This is a genomic window from Blautia sp. HCP3S3_C4 (genome assembly GCF_052064095.1).
Lineage (GTDB): Bacteria > Bacillota > Clostridia > Lachnospirales > Lachnospiraceae > Blautia_A.
Genome location: NZ_JBQHWF010000011.1, coordinates 61,107 through 84,973, shown reverse-complemented (window position 1 = coordinate 84,973; position 23,867 = coordinate 61,107). Strand labels below are relative to the sequence as shown.

The 23,867-nt window shown below is 43.2% G+C and carries 20 protein-coding genes; 1 reads left to right on the top strand and 19 read right to left on the bottom strand.

The features are described from left to right. Nucleotides 1-35: 35 nt before the first annotated feature. The 10 genes from rlmB to ACTNC6_RS11060 form a co-directional block, all read right to left on the bottom strand. Nucleotides 36-773, bottom strand: a complete 738-nt coding sequence (gene rlmB / locus ACTNC6_RS11105) for a 23S rRNA (guanosine(2251)-2'-O)-methyltransferase RlmB (RefSeq protein WP_019161073.1) — start codon at nt 771-773, stop codon at nt 36-38. Then, complete coding sequence (locus tag ACTNC6_RS11100) at nt 770-1,249, bottom strand: Mini-ribonuclease 3 (RefSeq protein ID WP_022380425.1); 480 nt, start codon at nt 1,247-1,249, stop codon at nt 770-772. Before ACTNC6_RS11100 ends, rlmB begins: the two co-directional genes overlap by 4 nt. Next, a complete protein-coding gene (gene cysS, locus ACTNC6_RS11095; protein ID WP_441044124.1) occupies nt 1,234-2,643 on the bottom strand; it encodes a cysteine--tRNA ligase in 1,410 nt (469 codons plus the stop codon). Before cysS ends, ACTNC6_RS11100 begins: the two co-directional genes overlap by 16 nt. A gap of 27 nt (nt 2,644-2,670) precedes the next feature. After that, the gene (gene ispF, locus ACTNC6_RS11090) at nt 2,671-3,153 is read right to left on the bottom strand and encodes a 2-C-methyl-D-erythritol 2,4-cyclodiphosphate synthase (RefSeq protein ID WP_441044123.1); all 483 of its coding nucleotides are present in this window, start codon (nt 3,151-3,153) and stop codon (nt 2,671-2,673) included. A gap of 2 nt (nt 3,154-3,155) precedes the next feature. After that, on the bottom strand, nt 3,156-4,430 hold the full coding sequence (locus ACTNC6_RS11085) for a sn-glycerol-1-phosphate dehydrogenase (RefSeq protein WP_441036612.1): 1,275 nt from the start codon (nt 4,428-4,430) through the stop codon (nt 3,156-3,158). 181 nt (nt 4,431-4,611) lie between these two features. Then, nucleotides 4,612-6,105, bottom strand: a complete 1,494-nt coding sequence (locus ACTNC6_RS11080) for a serine hydrolase (protein ID WP_441044122.1) — start codon at nt 6,103-6,105, stop codon at nt 4,612-4,614. 125 nt (nt 6,106-6,230) lie between these two features. Next, a complete protein-coding gene (locus ACTNC6_RS11075) occupies nt 6,231-8,588 on the bottom strand; it encodes an ATP-dependent DNA helicase (protein ID WP_441044121.1) in 2,358 nt (785 codons plus the stop codon). Nucleotides 8,589-8,945: 357 nt separating this feature from the next. Next, entirely contained in the window at nt 8,946-10,265 is a 1,320-nt protein-coding gene (locus ACTNC6_RS11070; protein WP_195567094.1) for an aspartate kinase, read from the bottom strand. Between the two features lie 144 nt (nt 10,266-10,409). Further along, nucleotides 10,410-11,120: a tRNA (N6-threonylcarbamoyladenosine(37)-N6)-methyltransferase TrmO gene (gene tsaA, locus ACTNC6_RS11065; RefSeq protein ID WP_441044120.1), complete on the bottom strand. Its 711-nt coding sequence runs from the start codon at nt 11,118-11,120 to the stop codon at nt 10,410-10,412. Between the two features lie 69 nt (nt 11,121-11,189). Beyond that, nucleotides 11,190-12,578 carry an alanine/glycine:cation symporter family protein gene (locus ACTNC6_RS11060; RefSeq protein WP_441044119.1) on the bottom strand — a complete coding sequence of 463 codons (1,389 nt, stop codon included), beginning with the start codon at nt 12,576-12,578 and terminating at the stop codon, nt 11,190-11,192. A gap of 391 nt (nt 12,579-12,969) precedes the next feature. Here ACTNC6_RS11060 and ACTNC6_RS11055 point away from each other — a divergent pair, with 391 nt between their 5' ends. After that, nucleotides 12,970-14,922, top strand: a complete 1,953-nt coding sequence (locus tag ACTNC6_RS11055) for a glycoside hydrolase family 31 protein (RefSeq protein WP_441044118.1) — start codon at nt 12,970-12,972, stop codon at nt 14,920-14,922. A gap of 165 nt (nt 14,923-15,087) precedes the next feature. Here ACTNC6_RS11055 and larC read toward each other — a convergent pair whose 3' ends face one another. From larC to ACTNC6_RS11010, 9 genes are all read right to left on the bottom strand, one after another. Beyond that, complete coding sequence (gene larC, locus ACTNC6_RS11050) at nt 15,088-16,440, bottom strand: nickel pincer cofactor biosynthesis protein LarC (RefSeq protein ID WP_441044117.1); 1,353 nt, start codon at nt 16,438-16,440, stop codon at nt 15,088-15,090. 2 nt (nt 16,441-16,442) lie between these two features. Continuing rightward, nucleotides 16,443-17,204, bottom strand: a complete 762-nt coding sequence (gene larB / locus ACTNC6_RS11045) for a nickel pincer cofactor biosynthesis protein LarB (protein WP_025580512.1) — start codon at nt 17,202-17,204, stop codon at nt 16,443-16,445. Then, nucleotides 17,182-17,316: a hypothetical protein gene (locus ACTNC6_RS11040; protein WP_022380740.1), complete on the bottom strand. Its 135-nt coding sequence runs from the start codon at nt 17,314-17,316 to the stop codon at nt 17,182-17,184. The genes larB and ACTNC6_RS11040 overlap by 23 nt, the downstream gene beginning before the upstream one ends. Beyond that, complete coding sequence (locus ACTNC6_RS11035; RefSeq protein WP_441044116.1) at nt 17,313-18,497, bottom strand: ATP-binding protein; 1,185 nt, start codon at nt 18,495-18,497, stop codon at nt 17,313-17,315. The genes ACTNC6_RS11040 and ACTNC6_RS11035 overlap by 4 nt, the downstream gene beginning before the upstream one ends. A gap of 413 nt (nt 18,498-18,910) precedes the next feature. After that, on the bottom strand, nt 18,911-19,675 hold the full coding sequence (locus tag ACTNC6_RS11030; RefSeq protein ID WP_441036621.1) for a tRNA threonylcarbamoyladenosine dehydratase: 765 nt from the start codon (nt 19,673-19,675) through the stop codon (nt 18,911-18,913). Between the two features lie 65 nt (nt 19,676-19,740). After that, nucleotides 19,741-20,409, bottom strand: a complete 669-nt coding sequence (locus ACTNC6_RS11025; protein WP_441044115.1) for a PIG-L family deacetylase — start codon at nt 20,407-20,409, stop codon at nt 19,741-19,743. Between the two features lie 119 nt (nt 20,410-20,528). Then, complete coding sequence (locus ACTNC6_RS11020) at nt 20,529-21,425, bottom strand: ROK family protein (RefSeq protein ID WP_441036623.1); 897 nt, start codon at nt 21,423-21,425, stop codon at nt 20,529-20,531. Nucleotides 21,426-21,649: 224 nt separating this feature from the next. Beyond that, on the bottom strand, nt 21,650-23,068 hold the full coding sequence (pyk, locus tag ACTNC6_RS11015) for a pyruvate kinase (protein ID WP_441044114.1): 1,419 nt from the start codon (nt 23,066-23,068) through the stop codon (nt 21,650-21,652). Nucleotides 23,069-23,321: 253 nt separating this feature from the next. Beyond that, nucleotides 23,322-23,852 (bottom strand): DUF3877 family protein, encoded by a 531-nt coding sequence (locus ACTNC6_RS11010; RefSeq protein ID WP_441044113.1) that lies wholly within the window; start codon nt 23,850-23,852, stop codon nt 23,322-23,324. Nucleotides 23,853-23,867: the final 15 nt, after the last annotated feature.

Sequence of the window (23,867 nt, the reverse complement as noted above, 5' to 3'; positions counted from 1 at the left end):
GGCTTCTTATAACATAACAATATTGTGGAATAATTTTATTTCTTCTGCAGTCTCTGACGTACAATCTCATATCCAAGTACTCCGGCTGCCACAGATGCATTGAGGGAATCAATGTCACCCTTCATAGGAATAGATGCCACGAAATCACACTTCTCACGGATCAGTCTGCTTACACCTTCACCTTCATTGCCGATCACTACGCCGATCGGACCTGTCAGGTTAAGATTGTACATGGTTTCACCGCCCATATCTGCACATACGAACCACATGCCCTGTTCTTTCAGTTCATCGATGGTATGTCCCAGATTGGTAACTTTTGCAACAGGTGTATAGTTTAATGCACCTGCTGAAGTCTTGGCAACTGTGGAAGTCAGGCCAACTGCTCTTCTCTTGGGAATAATCACCCCATGTGCACCTGCAAGGTTTGCTGTACGGATGATCGCACCAAGATTATGAGGATCCTCAATATTATCCAGGATAAAGATAAAGGGATCTTCTCCTTTTTCCTTTGCCTTCGCAAGAATATCTTCTACACTTGCATATTCATAGGCTGCCACCTGAGCGATTACGCCCTGATGTGCGCCTGTCTCGCTTAACTGATCCAGACGTTCTTTTGCCACATAGTTAATAATCGTATCTTTTTTTCTTGCCTCTCTGGCAATAGTGCGGACCGGTCCGTCCTGGCATCCGTCCAGGATAAAAAGCTTATCTACACATTTGCCGGAACGAAAGGCTTCCAGAACCGCATTGCGTCCTTCTATCTGTTCACTCATATCTTATCCTCTCCGATCCCTGCACGGACCAGTTCTATGATCCTGCTGAAATCATCTTTTAAATATAAATAGCCCATCAGAGCTTCAAACCCTGTTGCCCTGCGGTAGTCTGCCATGGTTGCATGTTTGGCCATTGTAGGAGAATGAGCATTCCTTCCTCTTCTGTAAACGCTGTGTTCCTCCTCTGTGAGCATGGGTTCAATCACTTCCATCATGGAAGACTGGGTTCCTGCCTTAACCAGACTGCTGGCTTTTCTGTGAAGCTGGTTCACCGGACAATTGCCTTTTTTTACAAGGATCGTGCGGATTACCAGTTCATAGACGCCATCTCCGATATACGCCAATGTCAGCGGAGAATAGGTTCGCAAGTCTTTATCTTCCAAATGAAACAACTGATGAAGCATGCCTTTCAAACTACTCAAATTCTCTTCATTAAGTCCGTTTGTTTCACTCATATCATTTAAGCTCGTTTCCATTTTACTCCCTCGCGGGTATCCTTAAGGATGATTCCCTTAGCCAGAAGCTCATCTCTGATCTCATCTGCTCTTGCGAAATTCTTTGCTTTTCTTGCTTCCTGACGCTCTGCGATCAGGTCTTCGATTTCTTTATCAAGGATTTCTTCTGTTTTCACAGCCTTCAGACCAAGTACATCGCATAATTTCACCATTGTGTCAAGAAGTGCTCCTGCAAATTCTGTGGAACTTGCCTCTGATACATTTGTATTTGCAAATTTAACCAATTCAAAAATGGCTGCCAGTGCATCTGCTGTGTTGAAATCATCATCCATAGCTTCTTCAAATTTCTTTACGAATTCCTGTGCCTGTGCAAGCAGTTCTTTCTCTACATCTGTTGCAGTTTCTGTCTGTGCTGCTGCTTTTCTGTCCTTTAAGTTTGCTGCTGCATCTGTGATACGTTCTAATGCATTCTTTGCAGCTTCCATCAGATCTGCGCTGAAATTCAGCGGACTTCTGTAATGTGCGTTCAGCATGAAGAAACGAAGCACCTGCAGGTCATACTGTTCACTGATCTCGCGAACAGTACGGAAGTTTCCAAGAGACTTGGACATTTTTCTGTTATCAATATTTAAGAATGCATTGTGCATCCAGTATTTTGCAAAGATTTTGTCGTTGCAGCATTCACTCTGTGCAATCTCGTTTTCATGGTGAGGAAAGATCAGGTCTTCTCCGCCTGCATGGATATCAATCTCATCACCAAGGTATTTTTTCGCCATAACAGAACACTCAATATGCCATCCCGGACGTCCGTCACACCATGGTGAAGGCCAGGATGGTTCTCCCTCTTTCTTCGGTTTCCAGAGAACAAAATCCAGTGGATCTTCTTTCTGGTCTTCACCGGATACCTGCAGAGAACGGAAGCCGGACTGCAGATCATCCAGGTTCTTGTGCGAAAGTTTGCCATATTCTTTGAACTTCTTAACTCTGAAATAAACAGTACCGTCTGCTGCCGGATAAGCATATCCCTTATCAACCAGAGTCTGGATCATACTGATCATTCCGTCGATTTCCTGTGTTGCCTGTGGATTGGTTGTGGCAGGTTTTACATTCATGCCATCCATATCTTTCTTACACTCTGCAATATAACGCTCGGAAATTTCCTGTGCGCTTACGCCCTCTTCAATTGCTTTCTTGATGATCTTGTCATCTACGTCTGTAAAATTGGAAACATAGTTTACTTCATATCCTTTGTATTCCATATATCGGCGTACGGTATCGAAGATGATCATCGGACGTGCATTTCCGATATGGATCAGGTTGTATACAGTCGGACCGCAGACATACATACGAACTTTTCCCTCTTCAAGAGGTACAAATTCTTCTTTTCTACGTGTCAGTGTGTTAAAAAGTTTCATGTTTTATTCCTCCAGTTTTCTCTATCATTAACTCTCTTTTCTTTCATTAAGAAGACAGATCGCCTGAGATGCAATTCCTTCTTCTCTTCCCGTAAATCCCAGTTTTTCCTCTGTAGTGGCCTTAATGTTCAGCTGAGACTCATTGATTCCCATTGCTTTTGCCATATTGGCTCTCATCTGTGGAATATGAGGTGCCATCTTTGGTTTCTGTGCAATGATCGTTGCATCTATATTTCCGATCTCATAATGGTGCTCTCTCAAAAGCTTCGTCACATGTTCCAGCAGCAGAATACTGGAAATTCCTTTATATGCAAGGTCTGTATCCGGAAAATGTTTTCCGATATCGCCCAGTGCAGCAGCTCCCAGAAGTGCATCCATAACTGCATGGATCAGTACATCTGCATCTGAATGTCCCAGGAGACCTTTTTCCCAGTCTATCTTCACACCACCCAGGATCAGATCTCTGTCTTCGGTCAGTCTGTGTACATCATATCCCATTCCAACACGCATAATCATTCTCCTCTTATATCCAGCATCTTGCTGATTCTCAATAAGCTTAACCGTCTCCTTGTATAAGGAGCAAGTCTGAGGCTTGGCAAAACAGCCGATTCATCGAGTCCGATATCATAAACGGTTTTCGCGCATCCGGCTTTCTCCAGCAAATGGAACATAGTCTGTTCACTGGGAAGCTCATCAATAATCTCCTCTATCCCGTTCAGGCATTTTTCCAGATGCTGTGGTGAAATAGTTTTTAACAATTCCGGCTCGTTTTCTTTTCTTATTTCTTCCAGAAGTCCTTTTTTCCCAAAAGTTTCTTTCAGAAGCTCCTCGTCTTCATTCTCATAGGGTTTTGCGTGACATCGTCCCTGTGTGATGGCTACAGCGATACGTTTGTATTCTTCCAGTACAAGAAGTGCTGCTACAGAAACCTTCTCACCATGGAGTGCATCCAGCGGGCCATTGATCACTTCCATATCCCACAGATGTGTGACCTGGTGCTCTGCGCAGGAAGCAGGCCTTGAATTACCGATCATCTGCATTGCAAGTCCGGAAAGAATCAGTGCATACATAAGCTGTTCACATTCATCTTCCTCTCCCTCTGTAATATCCTGAATCGAAGATTTCACAGTTTTTAACGCTTTCTCTTCCAGCTTTACAGTTTCGTGGCAAAAATACTCTCCGGTGACCAGGTTCGCGATCTTCCAGTCTGCAAGACAGATGTATTTCGCCATCAGATCTGAAATCCCGGCTGCAGTCAGGCGCTGTGGTGCTTTTGAAAAAATATCTGTATCTGCATATACACAGATCGGAGCTACTGAAGGCACAGTCTTCTTTACTCCATCCAGGGTCATTGCTGCTACTGTTGTTACAAATCCATCTCCACTTGCTGCGGTAGGCACTGAAATGAAAGGTACTTTGTAATTATGTGCAATATAACGGCTGATATCATGGATCGTGCCTGCTCCTACTGCAAGGATCAGGTCAATATCCTCTTCCATGTTGTTCTCCACAATTTTTATTGCATGCCGGTCTGCCTGAAGTCCCTCTGCATCCAGAACAAGTACCTGGCACCTGTCATAGATATCCTCCATAAGTTCCTCTGTTGCCGCATAGGTATTGGTATCGCAGATGACCAGCGGGGATATGTACTCTCTGAGCATTCCCTCTGACATCTCTTCTTCAAGCTTCTCTACAGCTCCGGCTTCTATCAAAATCTCTTTCACTGCAATCTGGTGTTCCCTGCCGCAGCTGCAAGGTCGGGCAAAATCGTCCGCATCAACTCGCATTTAAATTCTTCCTCCTGACTTTCCTGAATCAAGCGGATAAAATCATCCACATGACTATCTGCTCATAATTGAATAGTTGTTTCACAGCCTGATTCGGTTAAACTTTTTTCTATAGGCACAGTTCATTGGTATTATACATGATTTTCCTGTAAAAATCAATCATTCCGCGCAGGTCTGGCGGCTACAGGTTCAAATAATTATATACAATCTTTGAAATATTCTGTATGTTCGTCACCGCCGTTTCCTCCGGACAGCCTTCTGACATAATACACAGAATGTATGTTGTCTTTTCGCCATAGACAATTGCGATATCGTGCTGATCCTGATCTGTCTCGCCGGTCTTGTTGGCAGATTTTATTCCATCCGGAAGTCCCTGGGGGATTTTCCAGGTGTTTTCCTGATTTGACAGAAGATTTAACATTTCTTCTGACGCCTCTTTACTGACACATTCCCCCTTGTAGATTTTTTCAAGCAGAGTGCCGCAATCTTTTACAGAAGTCATGTTTCTGCCACCCAGACTCTCCTGTGCGGATGCTGCAGGATGGAGGGTGTGCTGCACACTTGTCTCTGTATAGCCCTCTTTTTCCAGATATTTGTTAATATCCTCCGCACCTTTTTTGAAATCAAGGAAATCTGTCTGAAGCTTCACCAGTTCATTGCAGGATTCATTGTCACTGACTGTGATCATATTCCACAGCAGGTCATTTAATTTTACATCTACAGTTTTTGTATCTGCAGTATTTAATTTCTTTGCCTCATCTGCCTTTACCTGCTCCATATCCTCATAGGTCTTTGCCATTACAAAGGCTTTGATCAGACTTGCAGAATAAAGGGAAGTATCATTGATCAGGATTTCCTTTTCTTCATTAAGGTCTTTCACATAAACACTCCAGGTTCCCTGATATCCGGACAGCATCTTCTCAAGCTGGGGCTTCAGATTATCTATCCCAAGATCATCCATATTCACGATCTTTCCCGTATCATCCACAATAAAACCATCATCCGTCACTGTGCTTTCCTGAAGCAGGGCGCCATTTGTACCGCCAAAATAATAGCTCCCGTCAAAATTCATCTCATAACAGTCCATTTCAAGCGAATGGATGCCAGGTTCTGTTACCAGTCTGCCATTTTCATCAAAATAATAATATCCGTTCAGAGTAATCCCGTCTATTGCCAGATTGTCAATATACCTTACCTGCGGTGCTGCTGACAGACGCCCCAGATTGTTCACAAAGTAATATCCGTCAAATTTCTCTGCCTCCTGGGCATTCTGTGTATCAGATTCCTCATCTGTCTTATCCCCAAACACTGCAACACCTTTCAGATGCTCCATATGAGGACTGCAGGCTTTGAATTTCCCATCTGCATCATGGTAATAATATCCGTCAAATACAGTTCCGTCTATCTCATAATCCTGAAAATAATGGATCTCTGTCTGGTTACTTCCGGCGCCATTCACATCCAGACAGTAAAATCCGTCACTCTTCATCATATATTTGCCACTTCCGTCTCCCATGGGCTGAATCTGTGCCTGCCCGGTGACAGATGCAAGGCTCTGCTGTACAGCCATAACAGGAACCGCCAAAGCCAGTGCCATGGAAATGGCTCCGGCCAGACTTCCGGCTATGATATAACTTTTAATATGATATTTCGCTGTTTGTCTATTTTTTCTCATGCAAAACTCCTTTTACGGTTTCTTTTCACATCCCATTCACAGTAAGCAAAGTATATATTGTTTTATTCAGGATAGCAAGATTTTTATCTTTTTTCCAGCAAAGACCAGAATCTCAGTATCAGTGTTCAGTTCTTTTCTCTTATCCTGTTCCAGAAGCTTCCCAGCTGTTCTTCCACAGTATTTAAAGTACAGTTTCCCCTGTCAGACCATTCAGCAGGAAACAGATTCCTGTAATCTTTTCCTGTAAATCTCTCGTCCAGCAGAAGTATGATCCCTGTGTCCTCCTGGGTTCTGATTACACGCCCGGCTGACTGCAGCACCTTATTCATCCCCGGATATCTGTATGCATAATCAAATCCATTCACACCCTTTTTATCATAATACTGCCTGAGGATCTCCCTTTCTGTTCCGATCTGAGGAAGACCAGTTCCTATAATGATCGCTCCGATCAGCTTCTCTCCCATCAAGTCAATCCCCTCTGAAAAAATCCCGCCCATTACGCAAAATCCTACCAGCGTTCCCTCTGATGCAGAAAATTCCTCCAGAAATTCCTCTTTCTCCCTCTCATTCATTCCCGATGTCTGCGAAATGCAACGAACCCATTCTGCCGAAAACTCATTCTCATACACCTCCAGAACATCTTCCATAAATTTATAAGAAGGAAAGAATACCATATAATTTCCTTTTCTTGTCCATACAGTTCTGGCAATGTAAGATGCGATCCTGTGATATTCCTCATATCCTCTTCTGGTATACCTGCTGCTCACATCCCGTCCTGTGAGAATGCACCTGTTCTCCTGCCTGAAAGGAGAAGTCACATAAATCCCATAGTCATCCTTTCTGGTGCTTAAAAGTGCACGGTAATAATCCATGGGAAGCAGGGTCGCAGAAAAGAACACCGTACTTTTTCCCTTTTCCAGACATCTATGAATATTTGCTGCAGGATTTACACAGAAAAGCCGCAAAATCACCTTTCCCCCTTCTCCCATTTCTGTATAAACCACATAATTTTCATCCAGAAGTTCATCAATGTTCAGGAAATCTCTCACACAGAAGTAAAATTCCAGCAGCTGCTCCGGAAGTTCCTTTCCATGAAGTTCCTCCAGAAGCTTGTCCATCTCCCCCATCACCTGAAGCATTCCCAAGGAAACCGCTCCGGGATTTGGAAGGATTTTGTACTCTGTACACTCCTTTTCCAGAGTTCGAAGCTGTCGATTCACTTTTTCCAGTGCTCGCACCAGACCTTTGCTGTAATCAGCAGCCAGCTTCTTCGCCTCCAGCACATCCGCTCTGTCCACATAGGCACTGTACATTTCCCTTCCTCTGTCCACCAGATTGTGAGCTTCATCGATCAGAAAAATGTATTCTCCGGAAGTACCCTCCCCGAAAAATCTTTTCAGATAAACATTGGGATCAAATACATAATTATAATCACAGATTACAGCGTCCACCCAGACTGCCAGATCCAGGCACATTTCAAAGGGACACACCTGCCATTTCTTCGCATATTCCAGCAGAGTATCCCTGTCATAGCTGTCCTGTGTGGTCCACAGTTCAAAAACAGCATCATTCACTCTATCCAGATGTCCTCTCGCCCACAGACAGTTCTCAGGATTGCATTCTGTTTTATCGCAGAAGCACAGCTTTTCCTTCGCAGTAATGGTGATCACTTTAAATTTCAGTCCATGCTCCTTTAATATAGAGAAAGCTTCTTCAGCCACAGTCCTGGTAATGGTCTTTGCTGTAAGATAGAAAATATTTTCCCCCAGTCCTGCACCAACTGCTCTCACTGCCGGAAAGATCGTGGACATGGTCTTTCCTACTCCTGTAGGTGCCTGGACAAAAATCTGTCTTTCTGTGGATATAGTGTGATATACACCGGATACGATTTTTCGCTGTCCCTCACGATATTCAAAAGGGAACTCCAGATCACTCATGGACGCATTCCGTTCTTTTTTCCATGCAAGCTGGTATGCGATCCATTTATGATATCTGTCCAGAAGCTCCTGGTACCACAGACTGAGCTCTTCCAGAGTATATTCCTCTTTGAAAAACTTAAGCTCCTCTGTGTCCAGATTCCCATATGTCATCTGCACTCCGATCTTCTCCAGTTTTTGCTCCTGTGCGTAGATCCAGGCATAACACATTGCCTGTGCACGGTGAACCTCCACAGGCTTTTCCAACTGACTGACATCTGCATAAACACCCTTGATCTCATCGATCCAATACTGTCCATCTTCTGTGAAGATTCCGTCAGCCCTGCCATCTACCTGGATACTTACATCTTCATATTCTGTTTTATATTTAAGAGAAACCTCCGCTCTATAATGGCTTCCCATCCTGCCCTGTATTTTTCTGTGCAGTCTGCTGCCCTTCTGCATTGCTTCTCTGTCAGAAGATCCTCCCCGGTTGTCAAGATCCCCGCTTCTTAATATAAACTCCACCAGATTTCTGACGGAAATACGAACCACCGGCTTATCCATATGAAAACACCTCACGCAACAATAGCTATCAAATAGTTACCCAACATCGTCCGTTCATTATAACACAGAATTCATCATCATGTAAAAACTCCTGAATTCAAGAAAGAATCCTCCTTGCAGGATTCTCCGCCTGCAACAGGTCGCTTCAGCGACATAATTCCGCTCCGTCGCAGTGCGATCCTGCCCGGAGGGCTTTTTTATGTTATAGGAACATTACGGAGTAATTTCCTATAATATAAAAAGCCGCCAGAAATCTCTATGCTGATTTCTGACGGTCCATTATTTTATTTATCCTATAATTGGTAAACATCATATCCACAAATTGCTCCGCTGTGAAGGAGCTCCTGCAATTCTCAATTAGATCTGAGTAATTACAAAGATATCATAAATTGCCTTTACCGCAGTTTCAAAATCTCTGTTCTCCACACCGATAATGATATTCAGCTCACTGGAACCCTGGTCGATCATCTTCACATTTACATTTGCATGGGCAAGTGCTGAGAAGATTCTTCCTGCTGTACCTCTGGTGGATTTCATACCACGTCCTACAACAGCGATCAGTGCAAGGTCAGATTCCATTTCTACGAAATCCGGCTGTACTGCGCGATGGATTCCTGCGATTACCTGCTGCTCTTTCTCTTCGAATTCATCCTGATGTACATATACAGTCATTGTATCGATTCCTGATGGAACATGCTCAAAGCTGATTCCCTGATCTTCAAATACCTGAAGTACCTTACGTCCGAAACCAACCTCACTGTTCATCATGGATTTTTCAATATTGATAGAGCAGAATCCCTTTTTACCTGCAATACCTGTAATTGTAAATTTCGGTTTCTTGCATGTACTCTCAACAATAAAAGTACCCTTGTCTTCCGGTCTGTTTGTGTTTTTGATATTGATCGGAATTCCCTCTTTACGAACCGGGAAAATTGCATCTTCATGAAGAACAGTTGCACCCATATAAGAAAGCTCTCTGAGTTCTCTGTAGGTAATGCTCTCGATCACTTCCGGATTTTTAACAATACGTGGGTCTGTTACCAGGAAACCGGAAACATCTGTCCAGTTTTCATAGAGATCTGCCTTGATAGCCTTTGCCACAAGAGAACCTGTCACATCAGAACCGCCTCTGGAGAAAGTTTTAACTTTTCCATCTTCACCAGCGCCATAAAATCCAGGGATAACGGCACGTTCACATTTTGCCAGCTTTTTGGACAGAAGTCTGTCTGTCTTCTCAGCATCCAGATTTCCGTTCTTATCAAAACGGATCACATCTGCTGCATCAACAAATTCATAACCCAGATATGCTGCCATCACCTTACCATTGAGAAATTCTCCTCTTGATGCTGCATAATCTGTGCCTGCCTGTGCCTTGAAATCAGCTTCGATCTGAACAAATTCGTCTTCCAGAGAAAGATCAAGGTTCAGTCCGCGGATGATCTCATAATATCTTCCCTTGATTTCCTGCAGGATGGGTATGAAATCCTCCCCTTCAACTGCAGTATTATAACATTTATAAAGTAAATCTGTAACCTTTGTATCTCCGTCAAATCTCTTTCCGGGAGCGGACGGAACCACATAACGTCTGCTCTCATCACTTCTGATGATCTCCCCTACTTTCTGAAACTGTTCTGCATTTGCCAGAGAACTTCCTCCGAATTTAACAATTTTCTTCATTTTCCTGCTCCTCATATGTCACTAAATATTTTCAGACCGATCTCCCATCAGTCTTTGTCACTCTACCAACATAAAGTCTGTTTAATATTGTATTGAATAAACGCCAATTTTGCAAGCCTTTCTTACAGAAATATCCGAAAATGGTTATTTTCCACAATCTGCCGAAGATTCCTGCTGTTTTTTTACAAAATCTGTCACATTATAAACACGAAGGATATCTCCATCCACCCGAAAATGAATATCCTTCTCGCCAAAAGGCATTCCGTAAGACCGTTCCGGATCATTCTGATAAGCAGGACGGGGATCATCTGCAAGCACTGCGATCAGGGCCTCTCTGCTTTCCCCGGGTATTCTTTCCAGAAGCTCCTTGGGAAATTCTACATTCAGATGATGATCTTTGGAATATTCGGTAAAACTTCCTGTTGCTTCCGGATGGCAATCCGCATAAGGAATATATGGTTTAATATCGAAAATCGGTGTTCCATTCATCAGATCTGCACCTTCTATATAGAGTACAGGGCTGTCCGGCTCATCCAGAGCTGCTTTTTCAAGCTTCACGCAGGATAATCCTATGGAATTGGGACGAAAGGGCGATCTTGTGGCAAAAACTCCTTTTCTCACATTTCCCCCAAGTCTGGGCGGGCGGACAGTCGGTGACCACTTTGCCCTCTTTGCCTCCGAAAACTCCCAGATCAGCCAGATATGACTAAACTCCTCCAGACCACGGCATGCATCCACATTTCGATATTCCGGCTCGAATACGATTCTCGCTTTAAGCGCCCCTACACGTCCACTCTGCCTGGGAATACCGAATTTGGTTGGAAAATCATTTTCTATATGTGCGATTGGAATCATTGTATTATTCTCCTTTTTACCTTTTGATAAAACAATAGCCCGGAAAAATAACTCTCCGGGCTATTATTGTTATTTCTTCTGTGCAAAATATTCTTTCGTAAGTGTAATGGCAGTTCCTGAAAGCAGAAATACACCAATTAAGTTGGGGATTGACATGAGACCGTTGAATGTCTCAGCAATGCTCCAGAGAAGCCCCAGATCTACAGTTGCGCCAAGGATTGCTACTAATGAATATGCGATCATAAATGGGCGGATAACTTTTGCAGAGAATAAGAATTCAATGCAGCGTGCTCCGTAAAGTCCCCATCCGATAATCGTTGAGAATGCAAAGCAGCACATGGCAACTGCCGTAAAGATGGAAACCCAGCCTCCGTATGTAGAAGTAAATCCGGAAATTGTAAGTTCTGCACCTGCCGCTGCACCGTAATTTACCGGCACGCCGCTTACAAGGATTACAAGTGCTGTCAGAGTACAGATCACGATCGTATCTGCAAATACCTCAAAAATACCAAACATACCCTGTTTTACAGGCTTGCTTGTATCCGCACAGGCATGAGCGATAGAGCCTGTACCAAGTCCGGCTTCATTGGAGAAAATACCTCTGGAAACACCCTTTTTCATACTGAGGAAAAAGCTTCCGATCACACCGCCTGTCACTGCTGACGGATTAAAGGCTCCATAAACAATATCACGGAAAACTGCCGGAACTCTTCCGATATTTAAGATCACAACGCCCAATGCAAGTACAATATAAAACAATGCCATAAAGGGCACCAGCTTCTCGGAAACACTTCCGATTCGCTTGATACCACCCAGCAGTACCATACCAACCAGCAGCGTGATCACAATTCCGAGGATTAGATTCAGTCTGCCTGTGGAAGACTCTGAAATCACATTAAAATTAATAAGAGCTGTATCAATTGCTGTTGTAATAGTATTTACCTGAGTAGCATTACCTGTTCCAAATACAGTCAGTACACCGAATGCAGAATAAAGAACTGCAAGAAACCTCCAATTCTTTCCCAGACCATTCTTAATATAATACATAGGTCCGCCTACATAATCTCCATGTCTGTTTCTCTCACGGAAATGTACTGCAAGGGTAACCTCTGTAAATTTCGTGCACATTCCAAGGAGCGCGGAAACCCACATCCAGAATACAGCTCCCGGTCCGCCGATGGCGATAGCTCCGGCAACACCGGCGATATTTCCAGTACCTACTGTACCTGCCAACGCAGTACAGACTGCCTGGAAAGGTGTCATGGAACCGTCAGAAGCCTCCTTCTTCTTAAAAATTCTTCCCAGTGTGGTTTTAAGCGCATACGGGAATTTGCGGATCTGGACAAAACCGGTCCGCAAGCTCAGGTAAAGCCCTACGCCGATAATACAAATCATAGCCGGGACACCCCAGATAAAATTATTTACGACGTTATTGATGGATTCAATTGTCTGAAGCATGTTAAATAAACCTTTCTTTCGTGTAATAATAACAGTTTAGCACTTTTTTCACCGTATGTACAGAAAAATTCTATTAAGATAAAGCATTAAAGCACAACAAGTTGCCAGCGCAAGCAGCTAAAATTATCCACTCCACTGCTCATTGCTTTTCGTAATTGAAGCAGGGGACTTACTTGATTCGGTTAAAAAGTCAAAATAACGTATAAATTTGTCATAATTTCAGTAGCATTTCCCCACTCAAACCTCTATTATTGTAAATATGAAATCAAGGAAAACACCTATGTATTTTCTAACAGTACTTAAGCGTTTCAGTTATTCGGTGTAGCGCCGCATAGCAAAGCGGATGATTTTATCCGCTTGACCATTTTCAACCTAAGGAGGATATGACAAAATGATTCAGAAATATACTTACGGAACCCCGTTTGAAACCGATGCCATCGTAACTTCTATCCCGACTTCTGAGGGAACTCCTGCATACGGAACTATCTCCACAGAGAACGGCTTCTCTTTTGCTTATGACATGGATGACAACGATGTTGTCTATGGTCTGGGCGAATCAAACCGCGGAATCAACAAACGTGGATACGTTTATGAAAGCAACTGTTCCGACCAGCCAAACCATACAGAAGATAAAATCTCCCTCTACGGAGCACACAACTTCATCGTAATCTCCGGAAAACAGACTTTCGGTCTCTTCGTTGATTATCCCGGAAAACTGAAGTTTGATATCGGTTACACACTCTCTTCCCAGTTAAAGATCACCTGTGAGGATGCAGATCTTTATCTGTATGTGATCGAGGGTGAAACCCCTTACGATATCGTAAAACAGTTCCGGAAAATCATCGGAAGAAGCTATATCCCGCCTAAATTCGCATTTGGTTTCGGTCAGAGCCGCTGGGGATATACAACTGCTGACGACTTCAGAAAAGCTGCTGACGGATATCGTGAAAACAATATTCCAATCGATATGGTATACATGGATATCGATTACATGGAAGACTACAAAGATTTCACAGTCAATCAGGAAAACTTTCCTGACTTTGAGGCCTATGTCAATGAAATGAAAGAAAAAGGCATCCATCTTGTCCCGATCATCGATGCAGGTGTCAAGGTAGAGGCTGGCTATGATGTTTATGAAGAAGGCGTTGAGAAGAACTACTTCTGCAAACGTGAAGACGGCAGTGATTTCGTTTCCGCTGTATGGCCGGGCTGGACTCATTTCCCGGATGTCCTGAACGCAGATGCCAGAGCATGGTTCGGACAGAAATACGAACGTCTCATTTCCAAAGGAATCGACGGTTTCTGGAATGACATGAACGAACCTGCAATGTTCTGTACACCGGAAGGCGTTGCTGAATTAAAAGAATACATCAAAGACAACTTCATGGACAAGGAAGAAGCACCTGGATTTACACTCGGTGATAAAGTAAACGCCCTTGCAAATAATCCGGAAGATTACAAACGCTTCTATCACAATGTAAACGGTCAGAAAATCCGCCACGACAAGGTACATAACCTGTTTGGCTATAACATGACCCGTGCAGCAGGTGAAGCATTTGAAAAAATCGCACCTGGCAAACGTTTTCTGATGTTCTCCCGTTCCTCCTATGTGGGAATGCACAGATACGGCGGAATCTGGATGGGAGACAACAAATCCTGGTGGTCACACATCCTTCTGAACTTAAAGATGCTTCCATCCCTGAATATGTGCGGTTTCCTTTACACAGGTGCAGATCTGGGCGGATTCGGCGCAGATACCACACGTGACCTGGTACTTCGCTGGCTGGCACTGGGTGTATTCACACCTCTTATGAGAAACCACTCCGCTCTGGGAACCAGAGAACAGGAAGCTTACCAGTTTGAAAATATCGAAGACTTCCGTCATGTGATCGGTGTCAGATATCGCCTTGTTCCATATCTGTACAGTGAATACATGAAAGCTGCATTAAACGATGACATGATGTTCCGCCCATTGGCATTCGACTACACAGAGGATGCATTCGCAACTCAGGTAGAAGATCAGCTTCTTCTCGGAAACGAAATCATGATCGCACCTGTTTATACACAGAATGCAAAAGGCCGCTATGTATATCTGCCGGAAGAAATGATGTTCGTAAAATTCCTGCCGGATGGAACCATCTCTCAGGAAATCCTTGAAAAAGGACATCACTATGTAGAAGTTGCTCTGAATGAAGTTCCACTGTTCATCCGCAAGGGAAAAGCAATCTCGGTTGCTGATGTTGCACAGACAGTAAAAGATATCGATCCTGCTACTATCCGCATGATCGGATATGAGGGAGCTGAATATGACCGTTATGATGATGACGGAGTAAGTGCTCTGTAATTTAACCAAATCAATCAGATTTATCTGCCTCAATTGCAGGAATTACCAGACAGCAGTTAGAATTGAACGAGATGTCACCTCATAAAAAATAAAAAGAAACAGTCACATGCATCTGATGAATATTGAGATATTCACTCAAGTATGTGACTGTTTTCTTTTACATTGTTATTCTTTGTCTTTATTTGCCAAAACAATATAACGGTAAATTTCTGTAAACGGAATCTCTTTTTCTCTGCTCAACTGTGCGACGCTCTCATATTCCGGATAAAGCTGCTCTTTTCCATTCAAAGTGCATACCTTTACCTGAACTTCTCCCCATGGAGTCGGAAGGGTTCTCGTTTCTCTGGGAAGAATCGTACGTTCCATTATGCTATAACGAATTCCAATCGTAGTAGTTTCTTCAAAAATAATATTCTGAAGCGCTTCTATATCTTCTTCCTTACAGATCACATTCAGAACCCATGCAGGTCTGTTCTTTTTCATAAAAACAGGCACATAATGCACATCTCTGGCACCGGCTTTCATCAGACGTTCCATGACAAATCCCAGAACTTCTCCACTGCAGTCATCAATGTTTGTCTCCATCTTGATAATCGTATCTTTGGTTTCCTGATTTTCAGCTTTCGGATTATTTCCGATTTCCGGGTTTTTGAATTCTTCTGTCTGAGCCTTTTCTTCATCTATTTCTGCGCTCTGTGAGATAATCATTGCCCTTAGGATTCCCGGACACTCATACTGGCGTTTACCTGCACCGATTCCAATCTTCTGGATTTCAAATGTTTCCGGAAGTTTATCCTTTGTTTTTACTGCTGCCACTATCGCCGCACCTGTAGGCGTTACAAGTTCACCTTCTACCTCTGTCATTTTCAGATGTAAATGATTGGCACTTACTATATTTGCAACTGCCGGAACCGGGATTGGCAGGATTCCATGCTGACAACGGACAGTTCCACGTCCCTCACAGAGAACAGGAACGATAACCTCTGTAACATCCAGATCATCCAGACAGACCGCCACAGACACAATATCCACAATAGAGTCCACTGCTCCCACCTCATGAAAATGCACCTGATCCACAGGCACATTGTGTGCTTTACTCTCTGCCTCTGCAAGAATTTCAAATATACGCAATGCGATCTTCTTTGCATTCTCAGTCATTGCGCTATGCTCTATAATATAGGTAATTTCTTTTATTCCACGGTGTTCGTGATGGTGATGGTCTTGCGCTGTTCCTGTGCCATGAGCGTGATTGCACTCACGACCTTCATGATGATGTCCATGCAGATATTCCATATCATGGTCATGATTTTCATGCTCTTTATCCAGCACAACATCAAAATCACATGCATCTATTCCGGACTTTACAACTCTGCTGATCTTTGTCTCAAATCCTGATACCTTAAGACTCTTCAGCACCCTGTCCAGCACTGAGCGGTCAGCCCCCAGATCAAGAAGAGCCGCAACCGTCATATCACCACTTATCCCTGAATAACATTCCAGATATAATGTTTTTCCCATAATCAATTTCCTTTCTCATCTGTACCTGCTGCCAGACGGTTGATCTGTGTTGCCAGATAGCCGGCACCGTAGCCGTTATCAATATTCACCACAGCAATCCCATTCGCACAGGAATTGATCATGGTAAGAAGTGCCGAAAGACCATGCATACTTGCACCATAACCCACAGAAGTCGGTACTGCGATCACCGGTCTGCTCACCAGACCGCCCATCACACTGGCAAGAGCTCCCTCCATTCCCGCAACTGCAATTACACAGTTCGCACTCTGGATCGTCTCCAGTCTGGAGAATAAACGATGCATTCCGCTGACTCCCACATCATAAATCCGTTCAACATTTGTGCCAAAATATTCCGCTGTCTGTGCAGCTTCCTCAGCAACCGGAATATCTGCAGTTCCTGCTGAACACACGGCGATCTTACCAATACGCTTCTTATCTTTCTTTTCAACCTTTAAGATGCGTGAGATCGGATCATATTCCACTTCCGGAAACTTCTCCTTCACCAGTTCATACTGATGTTGGGAAGCTCTGGTTCCGAATACCTCGCCGTCTTCTCTGTATAATCTTTCAAAAATATTCAGAAGATGTTCATCTGCCTTATTACTGCAGTAGATTACTTCTGCGAAACCGGTTCTTGCCTTGCGGCTTGTATCCAGCTTCGCATATCCCATTTCTTCATAACTTTCTTTCTTAAGGATTCTCTCTGCCTCTTCTACAGATACAGAACCACTTTTTACACTTTCAAGAATCTCCTGTAAGGTCATGGATTCCTCCTTTTAGAACACCACCTGCACCAGAAACATACAGACAACCGTTCCCACTATAATACTGAGCAGTGTATTTCTCTTCCACAAATGAAGATTTTGCTGTTATCATTCTTTTTCCTTACCAGCGCCCTTATTTCCACGCTGATCGTAGTCATCCAGGAAATTGTAGTATTCTCCATCTTTATGATATCCCATAACAGTACGAAGATTAATATCCCGCACACTGTTAAAGATATTCGTCTCGATCACGCTGCTTGTATTTCTAAACTGTGCAACCAGCTCTTTCATCTCATCACGCTTGGAACCACGTCCGCCCCCACAGCTTACACAGTTCTCGGTGAAACGGCATGCACACTGAATGAAGTGCAGCCCATTGGTATCTCTCCATGCCTTGATCGCAGATTCCTTGATCAGATACATAGGACGGATCAATTCCATTCCCTCAAAGTTCTGACTGTGCAGCTTCGGCATCATAGTCTCCACCTTACCACTGTACAGCATACCCATAAGGATCGTCTCGATCACATCATCAAAATGATGTCCCAGCGCAATCTTATTACATCCCAGCTCCTTGGCATGAGAATACAGATAACCACGTCTCATTCTCGCACAAAGATAACAGGGATTATTCTCAATTTCTGCCACTGTATCAAAAATATCACTCTCAAAAACCGTAAGAGGAATTCCCAGAAGCTCTGCATTATCCTGAATAATCTTCCAGTTATCTGCATTATAGCCCGGATTCATTACCAGAAACACCAGTTCAAAATGAATCTTCCCATGACGCTTCAGCTCCTGAAGCAGCTTCGCCATCAGCATAGAGTCCTTACCACCTGAAATACAGACAGCAATCTTATCCCCCTCCTGAATCAGCTGATACTCATTCAAAGCCTTAGTAAACGGTCTCCAGACTGTCTTTCTGAACGTCTTGATAATACTGTGCTCAATCTCTTTCGTCTTCAGTTCCTTCTGCTCCTTAGCATCATTCTCCATAAAACGGCTCAGAGAAAGTCTCAGATAGGCACGATATCCACCTTCAATATTCACAGCCTCATACCCTGCATCACTCAGCTTCTCCACACAATCCCGGCTTCTGTCCCCCGTATGGCAGAGAACATATACTGTTTTATCTTTATCAACAGCCTCCATCTTCTCATCAAACTCATCCAGCGGAATATTCACCGCCCCAGGAAAAGACCCCCTACTATACTGATCCGCCGGCCGCACATCCACGATCGTAATCTCAGAAGCATCAATCTTCTCCAACTCTTCCACACTAATTGTATTCATATATAACCTGCCTTTATCTCTTAAAAATCAATCGCCTACATCTGATGAATCACCCTATATTTCCGCCCAATTCACCAGCCATCATTATACTTTGAAACCCTATGATAGTCAACACATTCCCTCTCTGTTGACCCTTTCTCATCACCACACTTCTCCGAATAGCAGCCAACTTTCACTTCTATTCCATCTCCATCCCTCTCCCCACCTCAACACCCCGCAAAAATTTTGTGTGCACACAAAATTTTAAGACCTACATTTTTTTCCACTGCCAGTGCACAGCGCAGAAAAATAATTCATTTTGTGTCCGAAACCGCACACAAAATGAATTATTTTTCTGCGCGTCCCCCGCCCCCAAACAAAAAAAGATGTGCACCATACCATCTCTGATACAATACACATCCACATAAACATTTTTATCTCCTGCACTCCGCAGTCAAGTCCTTAACAACCTCTCCCGCAATAATCAATCCCACCACAGACGGCACAAACGCCACACTGCCGGGAATATCCCTGCGCTCCGTACACTTATGCTTTGCCCCCGGAGGACAAATACAATGCGACCTACAGCTGATCGCCATATCCTCAACCGGTCTGATCGGCTGCTCCTCCGAATAAACAACCTTCAGCTTCTTCACGCCACGCTTCTTCAACTCCCTGCGCATAACCTTCGCCAGCGGACAAACCTTCGTCTTATAAATATCCGCCACCCGAAACGCACTGGCATCCAGCTTATTCCCGGCACCCATACTGCTGATGACCGGAGTCCCGGACTCTTTGGCACGCATGATCAATTCAAGCTTGGCAGTTACAGTATCCACCGCATCCACCACATAATCATACTCGCTGAAATCAAAATCATCTGCATTCTCCGGAAGATAAAAACAATTATGGATTATCACCTCTGCCTTGGGATTAATCTCCAGAATCCTGTCTCTCATTACTTCTGTCTTATACTGGCCTACCGTCTTTTTGGTAGCAATAATCTGTCTGTTAAGATTAGTCAGGCATACTTTGTCATCATCGATCAGGTCAAAGGCACCTATTCCACTTCGGACCAGTGCCTCACACACATATCCTCCTACCCCGCCGATTCCAAACACGGCTACTCTGGAATTCTGTAATTTGTCCATAGCTTCTTTTCCAAGCAAAAGCTCTGTTCTAGAAAATTGATTCAGCATTCTTTGTTCTCCAATTATTATTTATCACAGTTCAAAATCTTATGATAAAGACATTGAACGATCCTTTATTTTGCCCAGATCTCCCCTGACTGGCTCCAGTCCTCATAAGGAATCATATGGGCAAACATATTTTCAACTTTTTTCTGAGATTTATAGTTAAGCAGCAGTTCTCTTTTAGCTGATTCACTCTTAGCCGATATTCTCGGAAGCGAATCCGCAATATCCGGAAGAACTTTCTTTTTATAGTACTTTCCAAAATAATACAGGTTATTTATCTGATAATTACGATAATATTCCTGTGTGACCAGCTGACTGGTCATCTGATGATGGATATGTCCATATTCTCCCTCAGGATTATGAGTTGCCACCATATTCCAATGTTTATAGGTAAGGATTGTATCCAAATCTTTGATAATATCTTTCTTATCTCCTACCCATTTGGAGCGCTCTCCACGAACCTTATCCGGATATCTGAGAATCAGTCCCTTATTCCCGGATTCTTTGATCGCATTCAAAAACTCCCGTCTCCTGACCTTGTTATATCCATCAGTCAGACATACTACAAAGTATTTTCCATCCAATAAATGGGCACCACCCCAGAGAGTCTCACCGTCCGGATGTGCCACAACCATCAGTTTGGTGCAGTCTTCCAGCTGCAGGCTATCCAGTTCCCTGATTGTAACATGTCCGGATCTGGCTCCGGTCACATAGGCAGTTCTACAGGCTCCACACAAAAAACAGTCAGCAGAAAAAACAGCCAGATTTTTTTCTGTATCTTTTCAACTTCTGTAAAATATCCATTTTCATTCACTGTTCCTTTATTCTACTTTTCCCCTTCTCTTCAGACAATGCTCTATTTTTCCTTTGAAAAAGCAAGATATGCCGCACCGATCAGTCCGGAATCCTCATTTAATATGGATTTTCTGACTTTAATAAAGCTTCTCTGTGCTTCATAAACCTTACTTTTCACCAATACCTCTACTTCCTCTACAAATCCCTCTATCTTAATCGCTACAGAGCCTCCCAGGATTACAATATCCGGATCTGTCAGATTATATATTCCGGCAATAAAATTAGCAAGATGCAATTTTGCATCTGTCATGATCTTCTCAGCAACCTCATTTCCAGACTTTGCCAGATCGTTTACCTCTCCTGCATGCTTTACCTGCAATCCTGCTTTTTTTGCCCTGGTGGTAATCGCAGTTCCACTGCTGATTCCTTCGATACCTCCGGGCAGGATCGTGCCATGACAAGGTCCGCCTTCCCACATAACAGTATTCTCTACCTCATTCGCCCATCCATGAGCCCCCTGATAAATCTGTCTGTCAATTACAAACCCAGAACCGATTCCTGTAGATACCGTCAAAAACTGTACATAGCGGTAATCCTTTCCTTCTCCGGCAACTGCCTCAGCAAGGGCAGCCAGGTTTCCATCATTGTTCAGATATACCGGCAGTCCGGTAAGAGTACTCAGTTCTCTGGCTACAAACAAATGCTGCCAATCTCCGTGCAGGTTTGGAGGAGTTAAAATCTGTCCATGAATAAGATCCAGCGGTCCTGGACAGGACATTCCCACACCTACGATTTTTTCTCCATAATCCCGTATTACCTCTGAAATCTTACTCAAAGTTTCCCCAGGATTTTCGGGATTCGTAGAAAACTGCTGTCTGTCTGTGATTTCCAGCCGCTCATTCACAAGTGCTACTCTTGTATTCGTTCCTCCAACGTCAATTGCCACCGCATATTTCATAACCAACCCCCGTTTTTTCCAAATATTGACTTTTGTATATTATTCTGTAACAGTCCTCGCAGAGAGCTGCTCTGATTTAGTCAGATTTCAGTATATCACATTCCCTATTAACCTGCAATGTGGGATTCTTAACATAAAAAGCCGCAATAACTACTTTTTCAAATAGTTACTACGGCAATTATGTCTTTAGTCAAGCGGTTGATTAATTCGGTTGATTAATTCGGTTAATCAACTGTGCAGACACGGATCAGGTTGGTTCTTCCCGGAATTCCCAGCGGTACACCACCAGCGAATACAACAGTGTCACCAACTTTTACAAGTTTATGCTTCTGTGCTGCTTCGATCGCTCTCAGGCAAAGAATCTCAGAACTGTATTCTTCTTTGATCAGCATTGGGTAAACACCCCAGGACAGATTCAGCTGGCGAAGAACTCTCTCAGAGCTTGTGCATGCACCGATCAGACATCCTGGTCTGTGTTTGGACATCATATGAGCTGTGCTTCCGGATTTTGTCACTGCAAGGATTGCACTGGCTTTCAGGTCAATTGCTGTCAGGCAGGTTGCATGTGCGATCGCATTTGTAATATCCGGATTCTCATTTCTGTCTGTTTTCTTGAAAATTGCATTATAATCAATATTCTGTTCCATATGCTCTGCAATACGGCTCATCATCTGAAGTGCCTGTACCGGATATTTACCTGCTGCAGTTTCTCCGGAAAGCATAGTAGCACTTGTTCCCTGATAAATGGCATTTGCTACGTCAGAAGCCTCTGCACGGGTTGGTCTTGGATGAGAGATCATGGAATCCAGCATCTGTGTTGCAGTAATAACCGGTTTGCCTGCTGTGTAAACCTTCTGGATAATCTTCTGCTGGATAACCGGTACATATTCCGGCGGAATCTCAACACCCATGTCACCTCTGGCGATCATGATACCATCTGCTGCTTCAATAATCTCATCAATATTGTCAACACCCTGCTGATTCTCAATCTTTGCAATGATCTGGATCTCCTCACCGCCGTTTTCTTTCAGGATTTTTCTTACTTCGCGGATATCATTTGCAGTACGTGTAAAGGATGCTGCAACGAAATCAAATCCTTCCTGAATACCGAAGAGAAGATCATCATGGTCTTTTTTGCTGATAAACGGCATCTTCAGGTTTGCCCCTGGAACATTGACACCTTTCTTATCACCGATTACGCCTGCATTAATAACTTTACATACAATATCTCTTCCCTGAATATCCTGAACTTCCAGATCTACAAGACCATCATCAACCAGAATGTGTCCGCCTGGCTGTACATCTTTATAAAGTTCTTTATAGGTAATACTTACATGCTCGTTAGTTCCTTCTATATCTTTATTGGTAAATGTAAAGAGCTGTCCTTCTTCCAGGGAAACCTTTCCTTCCTTAAAACATCCAAGTCTGATCTCCGGTCCCTTTGTGTCAAGAAGTGCTGCAACAGGTCTGTCATATTTCTCGCGAAGTTCTCTCAGTTTCTGGATACGGCCTCTCTGTTCATCGTGAGGTCCATGTGAGAAATTGAAACGTGCTACGTCCATTCCCTCTCTCACAAGCTGCTCCATAACATCACCTTTATCAGTAGACGGTCCCATTGTACAGATAATTTTGGTTTTTCTCATTCTATCTTTCCCTCCAACTGTCAATTCAATTTTATGTAGTATTTATTCCTGTAAAATAATGTAATAAAATGTTACTCGTTTCTATAAATAAAAACATGGAGTCAAGTAAAAATTACCATTATTGAGACTATCTGTCAATATAGAATTTCGACTTATTTTTGTCAGTATTTTGCAAAAAATAACATACTTTTATAGCAAATGTCACATATATTTTTGCTGATCCAGCAATCGACAATTTTTTCACTCCTTCTTATCAGAATCCAAAATCTGCATAGTCTTCCGGCAGAAATCTATGGTAAATGATATGGCATCCTTCGTCCTTAAAACAATAATAGTAAGGATCTGATCCGTCATCAAAGCGGATCATCACATCAAATTCCCCGTTATCCATCGGCTCAGTAATGATTTTATCTGAATAAGAATGAAACAGTTCTTTAATTTCATCTATTGTACATCCATGTCTGCCCACCAGTTCAATCAATGCCTTGATAAATTCATTCTCTTTCATATTATTATGTACATATTCGGAAGCTTTTTCCGAAACAGTGAAGCAGAAACGATCTCCTCTGTGTGATACTGCTACTTCACCAAATTTCTCTTCTATATAAGAAGGAAAATCTTTTAAAATCTCCATCATGCCTGTTGCATCTGCCTCACCGCCAAAGAAATGATTCAGGGAACTAAGCGGATAATAGAGACTAATCTTCTCCTTCCTATATCCAAGCTTCGCCTGTTCTTCTTTAATTACATCTATCAGACTGGTTTCTAATTTATTATAATTCATCTGCATCTCCTCCTG

Bases quoted from the DNA above. Each gene is read 5' to 3' on its own strand.
- rlmB (WP_019161073.1), bottom strand. From the start codon at position 773: ATGAGTGAACAGATAGAAGGACGCAATGCGGTTCTGGAAGCCTTTCGT.
- ACTNC6_RS11100 (WP_022380425.1), bottom strand. From the start codon at position 1,249: ATGGAAACGAGCTTAAATGATATGAGTGAAACAAACGGACTTAATGAA.
- cysS (WP_441044124.1), bottom strand. From the start codon at position 2,643: ATGAAACTTTTTAACACACTGACACGTAGAAAAGAAGAATTTGTACCT.
- ispF (WP_441044123.1), bottom strand. From the start codon at position 3,153: ATGCGTGTTGGAATGGGATATGATGTACACAGACTGACCGAAGACAGA.
- ACTNC6_RS11085 (WP_441036612.1), bottom strand. From the start codon at position 4,430: ATGCGAGTTGATGCGGACGATTTTGCCCGACCTTGCAGCTGCGGCAGG.
- ACTNC6_RS11080 (WP_441044122.1), bottom strand. From the start codon at position 6,105: ATGAGAAAAAATAGACAAACAGCGAAATATCATATTAAAAGTTATATC.
- ACTNC6_RS11075 (WP_441044121.1), bottom strand. From the start codon at position 8,588: ATGGATAAGCCGGTGGTTCGTATTTCCGTCAGAAATCTGGTGGAGTTT.
- ACTNC6_RS11070 (WP_195567094.1), bottom strand. From the start codon at position 10,265: ATGAAGAAAATTGTTAAATTCGGAGGAAGTTCTCTGGCAAATGCAGAA.
- tsaA (WP_441044120.1), bottom strand. From the start codon at position 11,120: ATGATTCCAATCGCACATATAGAAAATGATTTTCCAACCAAATTCGGT.
- ACTNC6_RS11060 (WP_441044119.1), bottom strand. From the start codon at position 12,578: ATGCTTCAGACAATTGAATCCATCAATAACGTCGTAAATAATTTTATC.
- ACTNC6_RS11055 (WP_441044118.1), top strand. From the start codon at position 12,970: ATGATTCAGAAATATACTTACGGAACCCCGTTTGAAACCGATGCCATC.
- larC (WP_441044117.1), bottom strand. From the start codon at position 16,440: ATGGGAAAAACATTATATCTGGAATGTTATTCAGGGATAAGTGGTGAT.
- larB (WP_025580512.1), bottom strand. From the start codon at position 17,204: ATGACCTTACAGGAGATTCTTGAAAGTGTAAAAAGTGGTTCTGTATCT.
- ACTNC6_RS11040 (WP_022380740.1), bottom strand. From the start codon at position 17,316: ATGATAACAGCAAAATCTTCATTTGTGGAAGAGAAATACACTGCTCAG.
- ACTNC6_RS11035 (WP_441044116.1), bottom strand. From the start codon at position 18,497: ATGAATACAATTAGTGTGGAAGAGTTGGAGAAGATTGATGCTTCTGAG.
- ACTNC6_RS11030 (WP_441036621.1), bottom strand. From the start codon at position 19,675: ATGCTGAATCAATTTTCTAGAACAGAGCTTTTGCTTGGAAAAGAAGCT.
- ACTNC6_RS11020 (WP_441036623.1), bottom strand. From the start codon at position 21,425: ATGAAATATGCGGTGGCAATTGACGTTGGAGGAACGAATACAAGAGTA.
- pyk (WP_441044114.1), bottom strand. From the start codon at position 23,068: ATGAGAAAAACCAAAATTATCTGTACAATGGGACCGTCTACTGATAAA.
- ACTNC6_RS11010 (WP_441044113.1), bottom strand. From the start codon at position 23,852: ATGAATTATAATAAATTAGAAACCAGTCTGATAGATGTAATTAAAGAA.